Genomic DNA, 14,458 nt, shown 5'->3' on the forward strand with positions numbered 1-14,458 from the left:
CAGCCGGGCGACGCGGATCGTCCGACTGCGGCGCAACGGGCGATGCGCGACAATGGGCGACCCCACCGATTGCCCATGCGCGATGAACACCCCCGCTTCGAACACCCTCGCTTCGAATACCCCGTTCCGCAAGCCGCTAGCCGGTACCGAACTCGACTGGTTCGATGCGCCCGCGGCGGTCGAGGCACTGCAGCCCGGCGCCTGGGCCGGCCTGCCCTACACCGCCCGCGTCCACGCCGAAAACATCGTGCGCAAGGCCGACCCGGCGATGCGCGATGCCTACCTGAGCCAATTGATCGAACGCCGCCGCGACCTCGACTTCCCGTGGTTCCCGGCGCGCGTGGTCTGCCACGACATCCTCGGCCAGACCGCGCTGGTCGACCTGGCCGGCCTGCGCGACGCGATCGCCGAGCAGGGCGGCGATCCCGCCGCGGTGAATCCGGTGGTGCCGGTGCAGCTGATCGTCGACCACTCGCTGGCGGTGGAATGCGGCGGCTACGACCCCGATGCGTTCGCCAAGAACCGCGCGATCGAGGACCGCCGCAACGAGGACCGCTTCCACTTCATCGAGTGGACCAAGCGCGCGTTCGACAACGTCGACGTGATCCCCGCGGGCAACGGGATCATGCACCAGATCAACCTGGAGAAGATGTCGCCGGTGATCGGCATCGAGCGCGGCGTCGCCTATCCCGACACCTGCGTCGGCACCGATTCGCATACGCCGCACGTGGATGCGCTCGGCGTGATCGCGGTCGGCGTCGGCGGGCTGGAAGCGGAGAACGTGATGCTCGGCCGCGCCTCGTGGATGCGGTTGCCGGAGATCGTCGGCGTCGAACTCAGCGGCAAGCCGCAGCCCGGCATCACCGCCACCGACATCGTGCTGGCGCTGACCGAATTCCTGCGCAAGTCGAAGGTGGTCGGCGCCTACCTCGAATTCCATGGCGAAGGTGCGGCCGCGCTCACGCTGGGCGACCGCGCGACGATCAGCAACATGGCGCCGGAATACGGCGCGACCGCGGCGCTGTTCTTCATCGACCAGCAGACCCTGGATTACCTGCGCCTGACCGGCCGCAGCGACGAACAAGTCGCCTTGGTCGAGACCTACGCGAAGACCGCCGGCCTGTGGGCCGATGCGCTGGCGACCGCGCAGTACGAACGCACGCTGCAGTTCGACCTGTCGAGCGTGGTGCGCACGATGGCCGGCCCGTCCAACCCGCATGCACGCGTCGCCACCACCGACCTCGCCGCCAAGGGCATCGCCGACGAAGCCAAGCTCGCCGCCGGCAAGGCCGAGGAAGCAGCCGGGCTGATGCCGGATGGCGCGGTGATCATCGCCGCGATCACCAGCTGCACGAATACATCGAACCCGCGCAACGTGATCGCCGCCGCGCTGCTCGCGCGCAATGCGAATGCGAAGGGCCTGACCCGCAAGCCGTGGGTGAAATCCTCGCTGGCGCCGGGCTCGAAGGCGGTGCAACTCTATCTGGAGGAAGCGAACCTGCTGCCGGAACTGGAGCAGCTCGGCTTCGGCATCGTCGCGTTTGCCTGCACCACCTGCAACGGCATGAGCGGCGCGCTGGATCCGGCGATCCAGCAGGAAATCATCGACCGCGACCTGTACGCGACCGCGGTGTTGTCGGGCAACCGCAACTTCGATGGGCGCATCCATCCGTATGCGAAGCAGGCCTTCCTCGCCTCGCCGCCGCTGGTGGTCGCCTACGCCATCGCCGGCACCGTGCGCTTCGACATCGAGAAGGACGCGCTGGGCTTTGATGCCGAGGGCAAGCCGGTCACGCTGAAGGACATCTGGCCGACAGATGCCGAGATCGATGCGATCGTGAAGTCCGCGGTGAAGCCGGAACAGTTCCGCCGCGTGTACGACCCGATGTTCGCGGTGCGCGTCGAACATGGCGAGCGTGCGAAACCGCTGTACGACTGGCGCCCGCAAAGCACCTACATCCGCCGCCCGCCGTACTGGGAAGGCGCGCTGGCCGGCGAACGCACCCTGCGCGGGATGCGCCCGCTGGCGGTGCTGCCGGACAACATCACCACCGACCACCTGTCGCCGAGCAACGCGATCCTGCTCGACAGCGCCGCTGGCGAATACCTGGCGAAGATGGGCCTGCCGGAAGAGGACTTCAATTCCTACGCCACCCACCGCGGCGACCACCTCACCGCGCAACGCGCGACCTTCGCCAACCCGAAACTGGTCAACGAGATGGCGGTGGTCGACGGCGCGGTCAAGCAAGGCTCGCTGGCGCGCATCGAACCGGACGGCAAGGTGACGCGCATGTGGGAGGCGATCGAAACCTACATGGATCGCAAGCAGCCGCTGATCATCATCGCCGGCGCGGATTACGGCCAGGGCAGTTCGCGCGACTGGGCGGCCAAGGGCGTGCGCCTGGCCGGCGTGGAGGCCATCGTCGCCGAGGGCTTCGAGCGGATCCACAGAACCAACCTGATCGGCATGGGCGTGCTGCCGCTGGAATTCCAGCCGGGCACGACGCGCAAGACGCTGGGCATCGACGGCACCGAGACCTTCGATGTGGTCGGCGCACGCACGCCGCGGGCGACGCTGACGCTTGTCATCCATCGCAAGGACGGCACGACCGTCGAGGTGCCGGTGACCTGCCGCCTCGACACCGCCGAGGAAGTCGAGGTGTACGAGGCCGGCGGCGTGCTGCAGCGCTTCGCGCAGGATTTCCTGGCGGCGAACAAGGCGGCGTGAGCGAGACCCGGCTCTTCTTCGCCGCGATGCCGCCTCCGGATGTCGTGGCGGCCATTCGCGAGGTCGTGCACACGCATGGCCTCGAACAATGGCTGGGCCGGAGGCTGTTCGCCCCCGAAAACTGGCATCAGTCGCTCTCGGAGCGCAAGCGCGACGCCACCCGCGCCGACATGGCGCTGCTGCGCGCGGTCGGTGAACGCATCCGCGCGCACGCCTTCACCCTGCAGTACAACCGGATCGACAGCAGCCTGACGCCGGCCGGCAAGCACTACCTCAGCTTGCGCGCCAAGGGCAAACCGAAGGCATTCGAGGCCATCAACCAAGCCCTGCAACGCGAACTGCTCGCCGCCGATTATCCGGACATGGCCACCGGCGTGACCGCACACACCACCCTGAGCTACGACGCGCCATCGCTGATCGACAAGATCGACATCGCCCCTTCCATCGACTGGACAATCAACGAACTGTTGTTGGTGCTTGGCAACGGCAACCCGTACCACTACGACATCATCGATCGTTGGCCGCTGCTGCCCGAGCGCGATCCGATCGTCACCCAAACCAGCCTGTTCTGACGCCTCTTCCCAGGAACGCCCATGAGCCACCTGCCCCAACTCCGCATCCCCGCCACCTACATGCGCGGCGGCACCAGCAAGGGCGTGTTCTTCCGCCTGCAGGACCTGCCCGAGTTCGCGCAACAGCCCGGCAGGGCGCGCGACGCGCTGCTGGTGCGGGTGATCGGCTCGCCGGATCCGTACGGCAAGCACACCGACGGCATGGGCGGCGCGACCTCCAGCACCAGCAAGGTGGTGATCATCGCCAAGTCCTCGGTGCCGGAGCACGACGTGGACTACCTGTACGGCCAGGTGCCGATCGACGGCGACTTCATCGACTGGAGCGGCAACTGCGGCAACCTGTCGTCGGCGGTCGGGCCGTTCGCGATCGCCAACGGCTTCATCGATCCCGCACGCGTGCCGCGCGACGGCAGCTGCACGGTACGGATCTGGCAGGCCAACATCGGCAAGACCATCGTCGCGCACGTGCCGATGAGCAATGGCGAGGTGCAGGAAACCGGCGACTTCGAACTCGATGGGGTGACTTTCCCCGCCGCCGAGATCGCGCTGGAATTCCTCGATCCCGCCGACGAAGGCGAGGACGGCGGCGCGATGTTCCCGACCGGCAACCTGATCGACGAACTCGAGGTGCCCGGCATCGGCACGTTCAAGGCCACGCTGATCAATGCCGGCGTGCCGACGATCTTCGTCGAGGCCGCGGCGCTGGGCTACGACGGCACCGAACTGCAGCCGGCGATCAACGAGGACAAGGCCGCGCTGGCGAAACTGGAAGCGATCCGCGCGGCCGGCGCGGTGCGCATGGGGTTGGTCGATGATGCGTCGAAAGCCGCGGCGCGGCCTCTGACGCCGAAGGTCGCCTTCGTCGCGCCGGCGAAGGATTACGTTGCGTCGAGCGGCAAGCATGTCGCGGGCAACGACATCGACCTGCTGGCGCGCGCGATTTCGATGGGCAAGCTGCACCACGCGATGATGGGCACGGCTTCGGTCGCCATCGCCAGTGCGGCCGCGGTGCCGGGCACGCTGGTCAACGCGGCCGCTGGTGGCGGTACCCGCGACGTGGTGCGCTTCGGCCATCCGTCCGGCACGCTGCGCGTCGGCGCCGAGGTGAAGCAGGCCGACGGCCAGTGGGTCGCGACCAAGGCCGTGATGAGCCGCAGCGCGCGCGTGCTGATGGAAGGCGCCGTGCGGGTGCCGCAGGAACAGATCGCGTCCGGCTAGTCGAGCACGGGTTCCCAGATCATGTGCACGTCGGCGCGCGCGTAATGCGATCCCGCGCGCGGCGCGGGATGATGGCGGAAGCCCGCGCGCTCATACAGCCGGAGTGCCGGCGCCAGCTTGCTGCTCGATTCCAGGAACAGCTCGCGCGCATCGAGCGTGCGATACAGGTCGAGCGCGGCGTCCATCAGCAGCCGGCCGATGCCGAGTCCGCGCACTTCGGGCGCCACCGCCATCTTGGTGAGCTCGTACACGCCGTCGCCTTCGTGCTTCAGCGCGACGGTGCCAAGCGCGCGATCCGCGCCGTCGACGGCGAACAACACATGCCCGCCGTTGGCGAGGATGTGGTGCTCGGGGTTGCCCAGCACCTCGCGATCGTAGGCTTCGACTTCGAACCAGCGCTCCAGCCATTCGATGTTGAGCGCGGCGAAGTCCGCGCGCCAGCGCGGCTCGAAGCCGACCACGCGGACCGTATCGCCGCTCATGCGTCGGTGAGGTGCGCCACCGCCGCGGTGGCGGCATCGCGGTCGTTGTCGTCGAACGGGGTGATGTGGAAGAACGACACGCTGCCGGCATCCAGGCAACGGCCGTTGACGCTGAAGCCGTCCGGGTGGCTGCGCGGCACGTAGAAGCTCTTGATCCCGCAGTGGCGGCAGAACAGGTGCTTCGCCATGCCGGTGTTGAACGTGTATTCGGCCAGGTCGTCGGCGCCGGACAGCAGGCGGAAACGCGAGGCCGGCACGATCAGGTGCAGGAAGCCGGTCATCGTGCAGATCGAGCAGTTGCACTCCAGCACTTCCGGCGCCGCCGGCGCGTCGACCTCGAAACGCACGCGGCGGCAATGGCAGCCGCCGCGATGGGTGATGTTCGGCGAAAGCGCGGGTTCGGTCATCCGCGCATTCTAGTCGCCCGCCCGGCGGGTCAATGCCTGCCCTTGCCGTCCTTGCCCGATGCGGCGTCGGAACCCGTGCCGCGCTTCGGGCCCTGCTCCGGCTTGCCGTGGTTCGGATACGCCCGCTGCAGCTCCGCATCGAGGCCGATCGGCCGCGCCCAGCGATCGTAGGTCGGCACGAAGCCGTTCTTGAGGCGCTGGAATTCGGCCGAACCCGGCTTGATGCCGAGGCGCCTGGCCACCGCGCCCCAGCCCTGCCCGTGGTTCACCGCCCAGTCGTCGACCACCTGGCGGCACGGGCGGCCGATGACCTGGGCGATGCTGCAGGCGTAGTACACGTCGCCCGGCGCCCAGTGCCGGTTGACCAGCAGTTCGGCCACGAGGTCGCGCGGCGCGGCGTGGTAGCGCGCCATCTCGTCGATGAAGGGATCGCGATAGCGCGCGCCGTAGCGGTTGATGTCCGCCAGGCTGGCATCGATCCAGGCGTCGCCGCTGCGCGGGTTCCAGTCGAGGCCGGCCTCCTGCGCGGAGGCGCTGCCGACGCTTGCGGCCAAGACGGCGCAAAGCGCGAGCGATTGCAGCAAACCAGGTCGCATCCTGTCCTCCCGTGGCGGCATGCCCACGGCATGATGGCTGCGTTGCCGCAGGGACGCCACTCAGCGGCCGGCGTCGAACGCGACCGGCACCAGCACGTCGTCGGCGGCGGCCGGCAGGGCCTGGCCGTGCGCATCGCGCGCCTGCAAGGCGCCGTCGGCCAGGCGCGCATACACGCGCTCGCCGCCGTCGCGCGAATGCAAGCGCAGCAGGTCGCCTTCGGCGAGCCATTCGCCCTCGTCGTCGTAGCGCCGATCGTGGTCCTCGCCGCGGTAATCCTCGACCAGCCGGTACGGCTGTTTCCCGGCTCGCCGCTCCAAGCGCAACCAGGCCTCGATGCCGTTGCAATCCGCGCAGGGGCGCTCGCCGCGGAACTCCATCGCGCTGCCCGGTGCGGGAGCAGCCGCACCCGAACCGCCGGTCGGCGCGGCGGGCCCGCAGCCGGCCAGCAAGCCGGTCGCCGACAGCAGGAGCAGGGGAATCCGCAGCATGCGCCGATTGTGGCGCAATCCTGCAGGCGCAGGCGAACGAACGGCGCCGCCCGGCGCCGTTCGTCGCATTCCATCGGCGATCCCGCGAGGGATCAATCGTCGCGATCGCGCCAGCGGCGGCCATCCCGGTAGCCATGCCCGCGGCGGTCGTCGTAGCCGTACCGTCCATCGCGGTCGTAGCGGGCGTCGTAGTACTCGAGCCTGCACTTGCCGTGCTTGTCGCACTTCATGCTGCGCTGGCCGGTGACCGGATAGCCGCGGTTGCGGTTGTAGCCGTAGGCATTGCCATGCGGCGGACGGCCGCGATCGTAATAGGCCTCGCGGGGGACGTAGCGGTAATAGACCGGGCGCCCGTAGCGGTCGCGCTGCATCACCAGGCGGTCGTCGTAGCCGTAGTCGCCGTAGCGGTAGTACGGAATATTGCCGCGCATCACCACGTCGGCCACGTTCACCAGCACGCGCACCCAATCGTCGGACTGGGCCTGCGCCGGCGTCGGCGCGGCGAATGCGGCGGCGCCGAGACTGGCGGCCAGCACGGCAGGGGCGAGATAACGGGTCAGGCTCATGGCATTCTCCTCGACATCCGCGCCATCGCGGATCCGGATACGACCTTGCGCCGCAGCGCATGAACGCTTTGCCAATTCCGCCGCTGCGCGCCGCCGCCGCGCATCGAACGTTCAGCTGCGCGCAAGCGCGCTCAACTCCTGCATCGCCGACGGCAGCTGGCCGATCGCCGCGATGCTGCGCATGCGCTCGCCGCCATGCCGCAGCTGCGCATCGGTTTCGTGCGCCCAGGTCGTGTGGTAGGGCACGTGCACGCCCCAGCCGCCGAGCTCGAGCACCGGCGCGATGTCCGAACGCAGCGAATTGCCGACCATCGCGAATTGCGCGGCGGCGACGCCGAACTCCGCGAACAGCCGCGCATAGGTATGCGCGTCCTTCTCGCTGACGATCTCGATGCGGCGGAACAGGTCGGACAGGCCGCTGTCGCGGACCTTGGCTTCCTGGTGGAACAGGTCGCCCTTGGTGATCAGCACCACCGGCCACTCCGCGGCGATGCTCTGCACCGCCTCGCGCACGCCGGGCAGCAGTTCGACCGGATGCCGCAACAGGCCCTTGCCGAGCTCGACGATGCGATGCACGTCGGCCGCGCTGATCCGCGCATCGGTGATCTCGACCGCCGCCTCGACCATCGACAGCACCATGCCCTTCACGCCGTAGCCGAACAGCGCGAGGTTGCGCTTCTCCACCGCGTACAGGCGTTCGCCGGCATCGGCCAGGTCCACGTAGGCGCCGACGATGCGCTCGAACTCGGCCTGCGCCTGGTCGAAATAATCCTGGCTGCGCCACAGGGTGTCGTCGGCATCGAAGCCGACCAGGGCGATGCCGCCACGGGTGTTGTCCATGCGCGCAGTCTACGTGGAGCGCGTGCCGCCGGACATACGAAGGGCGGCTCGCGCCGCCCCTCGTGCCACAACCTCGTTGTTGTTCTTGCCGCCGGTCAGCCGCCGGCCTTCGCCTTGCCCTTGGCCTTGCCGTTCGCCGCCAGCCAGGTCTTGTATTCGTCCTGGGTGAGTTCGCCGTTGGCATCGGCATCGGCCTTGGCGAACACCTTGGACAGGCTGTCCATCGGTGCCGCTTCGGTCGCGCTCAGGCTGCCGTTGCCGTTGGCATCCAGCTCCGACCAGCTCTTCTTGGCCGGTGCCGCCTGCGCGCCGGCAGCCGTCGTGGCGTCCGGCTTCACCGGCGGGACGGCCGGCGTGGCCGGTGCCGCCGGCGGCACCGCTTGCGCATCGACGCCGCCCTGCGATTGCACGGTGGCGGCCGGGGTCTCGACATGCGCGGCGGCGCCGGCAGCCACGCCGGCGCCCGCGCTCTGGGCAAAGGCCAGCGGCGTCGCCAGGCACGCGGCCATGGCGATCGACATCGGCAGGAGTTTCTTCGAATCCATCATGCTGGCACCTCGTCGTTTTCGTTCTGCGGGGGATCAGAATCGCGTTGCGTGCCGCGCCGCTGACAGGACCGGAGCGGCACGCAACTGGCACCTTACGGATGCGATCTGAATCGGTGCCGCCGCCCAATCTGAATGTCGACGCGCGCTTAACAACAAGCATCGCCGCGCGCGCTATTCGCGCGACGCATTCATGCGGATGCGCAGGGATCGCGCGCTTACTGCGCCGGCCGCAGCGGCGGATCGAGCGGCTTCAGGCCCATCGCGCTGCGATAGCGTTCGTGCAGCGCGTGCACTTTCTCGACGTAGGCCAGCGTCTCCGCGTACGGCGGCACGCCGCGGAATTTCGCCACCGCGCCGATGCCGGCGTTGTACGCGGCGGCGGCCAGGTTGAAGTCGCCCTTGTAGCGGCGCAGCAAGGCGCGCAGGAACTTCGCCCCGGCGTCGATCGATTGCTTCGACGCGAACGGATCGACCACGCCGTATTCCTTCTGCACGTCCGGCATCAGCTGCATCAGCCCCTGCGCGCCCTTCGGCGACACCGCCCGCGCGTCGAAGCCGCTTTCCGCATGCGCGATCGCGCGCAGGAAGGCGTCGTCCACCTTGTGCGCCTTCGCCGCCGCGCGGAATTCCCTGGCGTGCGCATCCAGCTTCGGCGGGCCGAGCCTGCCCAGGCCCGGGTGCGCGGGCGAGGCCTTCGGCGTCTCCACAGTGAACTTGAGGTATTGCACCGCGCCCGGCATGCGCCGCGTCGTGTAGACCATGCGGCCGTCGGGCGCACGCCATTCGTAGAGGGTGCCGCTGAACACGCCGAGCTCGCCCCACAGGTTGGGCAACATCGCGGCGTTGTCGTCGATGGCCTTGGCCTCGCACTTGCTGCCGGGTTCCGGCGCGGTGGACAGGCTGACCGTGCCTGCGCGCACGCAGCGATAGACGGTGCGCGCCGGCGCGTCGACGCTGCAGGCGAATGCGACGATCGCAACCACGCTGGCCGCGAGGCGGGGCATGGCGCTACTTCACCCCGTAGCCGGCATAGCGCTCGGCGACCTTCGGATCGAGCGCCAGCCCCTTGGCGATGTCCGCCTCGGCGCCCGCGGCATCCCCCAGCGCGCGCTTGGCCAGGCCGCGCACGTACCAGGAGGAGGCAACGGCCGGCTGCGCGGCCAATGCCGCGTCGTAGTCGTGCACGGATTCGGCGAAACGCCCGGCGCGGAAATTCACGTATCCGCGCGAGTTGTAGCTGTTCGATGATCCCGCATCCAGTTCCAGCGCGCGATCGCAGTCGGCTTTCGCGCCCGCCAGATCGCCGGCCATGGCGCGCACCCAGCAGCGCACGTCGTGGCCACGCGCATCTTGCGGCGCCAGTGCGATCGCGCGGCCGAAGTCTTCCGCGGCGCGCGGGTAGTCCTTCAGCCCTTCATGCGCGGCGCCGAGCAGCAACTGGGCTTGCGCTGACTCCGGCGCCAGCGCGGCGGCCTTGCCGGCATCGGCCAACGCGGCCTGGTGGTCGCCGCCCGCACCATGCGCGCGCGCGCGGCCGATGTAGTAATCGTGCCGTTGCGGCTGCAAGGCGATCGCCTTGTCGAAATCGGCGACCGCTTCCGCGTGCTGCCGCATGCGGCTGCGATGGGCGGCGCGGCTGGCGTGCCAGCGCGCCCGCTCCTGCGGCGCCAGGCCGGCGTCCTCCAGCATGCGCGAACAGGCCGCGATCGCGGCTTGGTCGTCCGCCTGCTCGTCCGCGCAAAGCTGCGCGTCGCGCTCCATCGCCGTCATCTCCGGCTCGGTCTCCTGCGGGTTCTGTTCCAGCCACTCGTGGCCATGCCCGCGCTCCAGCAGCCGCATCCGGTTGCGCTCGTAGTTCGCGTGTTCCCCGAGCTTGCTGGTGCGCACGTTCTGGTACAGCTCAGGCAGGCCGGAGGCGCGCTCGAACAGCATGAAGCCCTTGTCCACGATCGATACCTGCGCCGGCAGCGCCTTGCGTTCCGCGTCGCCGATCTTGCGGCCGTACATCCGCTCGACCGTGTCCCAGACCGCTGCGGCGCCCTTGACCGGATCGATTTCCAGCGTCCATTCCAGCCAGACGTCCTCCGGCTGCTCCTCGTCCTCGTACAGGCCGAAGCTGAGCTTCGCCGGGAACGCCGCGCCGCCGGTGGGGTTTTCCAGCTGGGTCTCGATCTCGTAGGCCTGGTCGTTCTCCAGTTCCGCGCCGCTGAACGCGAGCACGTTCTGGATGTCCTTGGTCAGCAGGTTCTCCAGCATCCGCGGTTCGGCAAAGCGCTTGAGGAAGGCGTCGAGCATGTCCATCGACGCCTGCCTGGCCTTGGCCCGTTGCGCGGCGTCCATCGCCGCCGACTGCTTCTGCAGCTCGTCGTCGACCTGCTTCAGCAGGATCGGCCCCAGCGCGCCGAGCATCTGCTGGCCGATCCCGTCGACGTTGCGCAGGCGCGAATAATGGCCCTCGGCGTCCATCTCGACGAGCAGCGCGATCTTCTCCAGTTCGGCGGCGGCCTGCGCGAACGCGGCCTGGCGCGACTTGTCGCCTTCCAGCACCTCTTCCTTCGATTCGCTCCACGACCATTGCTGGAGGTAACCGTCCTTGCCCACCTCGAGCGTGGCGACGGTTCCCTTCGATGTCGCCACCGATTTCTCGCGCTTGCCCGGCGCGGTTTCCGTCTTCACCCGCTCGGCCGCGTAATGCAGCACCTCGCCCTGCTTCCACGGCAATGGCAGCTTGATCTTCTCCGCTTCGGGCTCGGCCGCGGGGGCGTGGCCGCACAGCAGGATGCAGACGGAGAACAACGCGCATCGAAGCGGACGCATGGCGGTACCAGACGGGAAACAGGCGCGCAGTGTGCCGGATCGATGTGCCGGTCGCATTCATCGCGATGAACCCGGCTTAGCAATGCGCTAACGGGATGTTGCCGGCCGCTTACGCCATGCCGCGTAGCTTCGTCCATGGCCTCCCCCCACGGCCACAGGAGAACGACGCAGATGGCAACCCAGCAACAGCAGGACAAATCGCGCAACAACGACAACATGCAGGCCAGGATCCCGGCGCAGGAACTCGATGCCCAGCAGCGCTACTGGCGCGAGCATTTCCAGAGCGAGCCGTACTACGCGCAAGGCAGGGACTTCGGCGCGTACGAACCGGCCTACCGGCTTGGCGTCGAAGCGCATGGCGAATACCCGGGCAAGCAGTTCCCGGAAATCGAGGACAAGTTGCGCATGCGCTACGAGGCCAACCAGAAGGCGCAGACCCAGCTGGACTGGGCGCAGGCGAAACAGGCGGTGCGCGCGGCCTGGGATCGCAGCGAGCGGGCGCTGCTCGGCGACGCCTCCAAACCCTCGCGCCACTGAAACGCGCCCGATCCGGCGATCCGCAACCAAGAAGGCGCCGCAAGGCGCCTTCTTGCCGGGCACGCCGGCATCACGTCCGCATCACCACCGCGGGACGACGCTGATCGCACACGCGAGGAGCCGCCCATGAAGACCCGGCACGTGTTCATCACCCCCGACCTCGACACCGCCCAGGCCGCCTTGGCCGCCGCGCGCGATGCCGGCGTGGACGACCACGACCTGCTGCTGGTCGCGCGCTCGGACATCGAGCTGGAATCGATCCCCGACGACCGCCATGAAGCGGATACCGACCTGATGCCCGCCGCCTTGCGCGGTGCCGGCTACGGCGGCGCGACCGGACTGCTGGCGGGACTGCTGGCGTTCGCGATTCCCCCGCTCGGGATCACCCTTGCCGGCGCTGCGGCGATCGGCGCGGTCGGCGCGATGGTCGGCTGCTGGGCCTCGGCACTGGTCGGCGCCTCGCTGCCGGATCCGATCCGCCGCAAGTTCGAAGGCGAGATCCAGGCCGGCAACATCCTGCTGGTGATCGATGGCGAATCGAAGCTGCTGGCGGTGGCCGAGCCGGCCATCGTCCATGCCGGCGCGCGGGTGTTGCCGTACCAGGCGGCGACCGCGCTGGCCTAGGCGCCCGCGCTCAACCCGGCAGCAGGAAACGCAGCCCGACCCCGGGTTCGGTGGCGATCCAGCGCGGCGCGGCCGCGTCGTCGCCGAGTTTCTGCCGCAGCTTGCCGACCAGGATGCGCAGGTAGTGGGTGTCCTGCTGGTGGGTCGGGCCCCACAGTTCGCGCAGCAGTTGCGGCTGGGTCACCACCCGCCCGGCATGCGCGACCAGCACCGCGAGCAGGGCGTATTCCTTGCGCGACAGCAGCACCGCCTCGCCGGCGAGCACGACCTCGCGACGCGCAAGGTCCACGCGCAGGCGGCCATCGTCGAACAGCGGCGAGGCGTCCGCGGGCGCCGTCTGCGAGCGCAGCAGGACCCGGATCCTCGCCATCAGCTCGGGCACGCCGAACGGCTTGGTCACGTAGTCGTTGGCGCCGGCATCCAGCGCCGCGACTTTTTCCGACTCGTGCGAACGCACGGTCAGCACCAGCACCGGCACCTGCGACCACCGGCGGATTTCGCGCAGGGCGTCGAGGCCATCGCGATCCGGCAGGCCCATGTCCAGCACCACCACGTCCGCGCCGCGCGTGGCCAATGCATCGATGCCCGCCTGCGCGGTGTCGGCAAGCGCGACCGCATAGCCCTGCGCGCGCAGGCTGATCTCCAGGAACCTGCGGATCTGCGGTTCGTCGTCGACCGCCAGCACGCGCGCGGGCGCGGACGACGGGCTTGGCGGCATCGCATCGTTCATGGCGGCGACGAAGGCTCGAGGAACGGCAGGCTGATGCGCAGGACGGTGCCGCGCCCATCGCCGCCGGGCAGCGCTTCGACCTCGCCGCCATGCGCGCCGATCATGCCGCGGCAGATCGCCAGGCCAAGGCCGGTGCCGTGGCGATTGCGGTCGCCGCGTTCGACGCTGTAGAACATGTCGAAGATCCGCGCGCGTTCGTCCTCGGGGATGCCGGGGCCGCGGTCGACGACGTCGATGCGCAGGCGCTCGTCGACCCGGCGCGCGTCGATCGCGACCGCCTCGCCCGCGGGCGAGAACTTCGCCGCGTTCTCGATCACGTTGAACAGCGCCTGTTCGACCAAAGCCGGATGCACCCAGATCGGGCCGAGTTGCGGATCCACCGACACCGCGAAGCGCGTGCCCGGCTGGTAGCGGCGCAGGCGGCCCACCGCCGAGCCGATCAGTTCGTCGACGCCGATCCAGTCGCGGTTGAGGGCCAGCGCGCCGTGCCCGAGCCGGGTCATGTCCAGCAGGTTCTGGATGTAGCGGTCGAGCCGCTCGCCTTCGCTGCGCACGGTGTCCAGCAGGGCGTGGCGATCCTGCGCATCCATCGCCTCGCCATAGCTGTCGAGGCTGCCGGCGGCGCCGATGATCGCCGCCAGCGGCGTGCGCAGGTCGTGCGAGACCGACGACAGCAACGCGCTGCGCAGGCGTTCGGTCTCGCTGGCCACGCGCTCGGCTTGCAGGTCCTCCGCCAGCCGTTGCGCCTGCGCCTCGCGCGCCAGCACCTGTTGGTGCGCGTCGCGCAGCGCCTGCACCTGCATCGCCAGCTGCGAGGCCAGCCGCCCGGCCAGCAGCGCCGCGGCGAGGAACAGCAGCACCGTGGCCATGCCGTGCCGCGCGTTGATGTACAGCGTGTAGCGCGGCTCGATGAAGAAGAAGTTGTAGGCGAGGAAACACAGCAGCGCGGTCAGCAGCGCCGGGCCGGTGCGGCTGCGGGTGGCGACCAGCACCACCGCGAGCATGAACACCAGCGACAGGTCGGCGAGGCCGAACCAGCGCTCCGCCGCCGCCGCGAACAAGGCCGCCAGCACCGATGCGGCCACCGCCAACGCGTAACCGCCGACGGGATGGCCGAAGCTGGAAAGTCGCGTGTCCACCTCGTCATTGTGCCGATGGCGACGCCGCCTGTGCGGACCGCCACTGCCGCACGCGCGCATGCCGCGGAGAATTTACGCGGAATTTACGCGCGGCCGCATGCCGGGGATTCCGCCTTTATGCCGGACGGGCGGACGATGCCGGCCCCACGCCACCCCAGGCATCGC

General features: G+C 69.3%; 15 protein-coding genes and 1 pseudogene. 5 read left to right on the top strand and 11 right to left on the bottom strand.

All coding sequences use genetic code 11. The features are described from left to right. Positions 1-82 precede the first annotated feature (82 nt). From acnD to prpF, 3 genes are read left to right on the top strand one after another with little or no spacing between them, the layout of a single operon-like run. Positions 83-2,728, top strand: a complete 2,646-nt coding sequence (gene acnD, locus FHQ07_RS07130) for a Fe/S-dependent 2-methylisocitrate dehydratase AcnD (protein ID WP_139716158.1) — start codon at positions 83-85, stop codon at positions 2,726-2,728. Beyond that, the gene (locus FHQ07_RS07135) at positions 2,725-3,300 is read left to right on the top strand and encodes a 2'-5' RNA ligase family protein (RefSeq protein ID WP_139716159.1); all 576 of its coding nucleotides are present in this window, start codon (positions 2,725-2,727) and stop codon (positions 3,298-3,300) included. The genes acnD and FHQ07_RS07135 overlap by 4 nt, the downstream gene beginning before the upstream one ends. 21 nt (positions 3,301-3,321) lie before the next feature. After that, positions 3,322-4,518, top strand: coding sequence for a 2-methylaconitate cis-trans isomerase PrpF (gene prpF, locus FHQ07_RS07140; RefSeq protein WP_139716160.1), 1,197 nt, complete (start codon positions 3,322-3,324; stop codon positions 4,516-4,518). On the opposite strand, the gene FHQ07_RS07145 is transcribed toward prpF, so the two are convergent. The 9 genes from FHQ07_RS07145 to FHQ07_RS07180 all read right to left on the bottom strand — a co-directional run bounded on the left by FHQ07_RS07145 (position 4,515) and on the right by FHQ07_RS07180 (position 11,263). Then, entirely contained in the window at positions 4,515-5,000 is a 486-nt protein-coding gene (locus FHQ07_RS07145; RefSeq protein ID WP_139716161.1) for a GNAT family N-acetyltransferase, read from the bottom strand. The genes prpF and FHQ07_RS07145 overlap by 4 nt on opposite strands. After that, on the bottom strand, positions 4,997-5,407 hold the full coding sequence (locus FHQ07_RS07150; RefSeq protein ID WP_139716162.1) for a GFA family protein: 411 nt from the start codon (positions 5,405-5,407) through the stop codon (positions 4,997-4,999). Before FHQ07_RS07150 ends, FHQ07_RS07145 begins: the two co-directional genes overlap by 4 nt. A 29-nt stretch (positions 5,408-5,436) precedes the next feature. Next, positions 5,437-6,003, bottom strand: coding sequence for a hypothetical protein (locus FHQ07_RS07155; RefSeq protein WP_139716163.1), 567 nt, complete (start codon positions 6,001-6,003; stop codon positions 5,437-5,439). 60 nt (positions 6,004-6,063) lie between these two features. After that, positions 6,064-6,492, bottom strand: a complete 429-nt coding sequence (locus FHQ07_RS14355) for a copper resistance protein NlpE N-terminal domain-containing protein (protein WP_168191495.1) — start codon at positions 6,490-6,492, stop codon at positions 6,064-6,066. Between the two features lie 92 nt (positions 6,493-6,584). Beyond that, positions 6,585-7,058: a hypothetical protein gene (locus tag FHQ07_RS14360; RefSeq protein ID WP_168191496.1), complete on the bottom strand. Its 474-nt coding sequence runs from the start codon at positions 7,056-7,058 to the stop codon at positions 6,585-6,587. Between the two features lie 111 nt (positions 7,059-7,169). Beyond that, the gene (locus tag FHQ07_RS07165) at positions 7,170-7,898 is read right to left on the bottom strand and encodes an HAD family hydrolase (RefSeq protein ID WP_139716164.1); all 729 of its coding nucleotides are present in this window, start codon (positions 7,896-7,898) and stop codon (positions 7,170-7,172) included. A gap of 95 nt (positions 7,899-7,993) precedes the next feature. Continuing rightward, a complete protein-coding gene (locus FHQ07_RS07170; RefSeq protein WP_139716165.1) occupies positions 7,994-8,443 on the bottom strand; it encodes an EF-hand domain-containing protein in 450 nt (149 codons plus the stop codon). Positions 8,444-8,661: 218 nt separating this feature from the next. Further along, on the bottom strand, positions 8,662-9,450 hold the full coding sequence (locus FHQ07_RS07175) for a lytic transglycosylase domain-containing protein (RefSeq protein WP_139716166.1): 789 nt from the start codon (positions 9,448-9,450) through the stop codon (positions 8,662-8,664). A gap of 4 nt (positions 9,451-9,454) precedes the next feature. Then, on the bottom strand, positions 9,455-11,263 hold the full coding sequence (locus tag FHQ07_RS07180; protein WP_168191497.1) for a tetratricopeptide repeat protein: 1,809 nt from the start codon (positions 11,261-11,263) through the stop codon (positions 9,455-9,457). 171 nt (positions 11,264-11,434) lie between these two features. On the opposite strand from FHQ07_RS07180, the gene FHQ07_RS07185 reads away from it, so the two are divergent. Both FHQ07_RS07185 and FHQ07_RS07190 read left to right on the top strand, forming a co-directional pair. Further along, a complete protein-coding gene (locus FHQ07_RS07185; protein WP_139716168.1) occupies positions 11,435-11,800 on the top strand; it encodes a hypothetical protein in 366 nt (121 codons plus the stop codon). A gap of 126 nt (positions 11,801-11,926) precedes the next feature. Then, positions 11,927-12,424, top strand: coding sequence for a hypothetical protein (locus FHQ07_RS07190; RefSeq protein ID WP_139716169.1), 498 nt, complete (start codon positions 11,927-11,929; stop codon positions 12,422-12,424). Between the two features lie 10 nt (positions 12,425-12,434). On the opposite strand, the gene FHQ07_RS07195 is transcribed toward FHQ07_RS07190, so the two are convergent. Both FHQ07_RS07195 and FHQ07_RS07200 read right to left on the bottom strand, forming a co-directional pair. Beyond that, positions 12,435-13,142: a response regulator gene (locus tag FHQ07_RS07195; RefSeq protein WP_139717927.1), complete on the bottom strand. Its 708-nt coding sequence runs from the start codon at positions 13,140-13,142 to the stop codon at positions 12,435-12,437. A gap of 8 nt (positions 13,143-13,150) precedes the next feature. Continuing rightward, positions 13,151-14,242 (bottom strand): annotated as a pseudogene (locus FHQ07_RS07200) (sensor histidine kinase); the annotation flags it as partial. Between the last annotated feature and the right edge of the window lie 216 nt (positions 14,243-14,458).

Source organism: Thermomonas aquatica, assembly GCF_006337105.1.
In the GTDB taxonomy this organism is placed as follows: domain Bacteria; phylum Pseudomonadota; class Gammaproteobacteria; order Xanthomonadales; family Xanthomonadaceae; genus Thermomonas; species Thermomonas aquatica.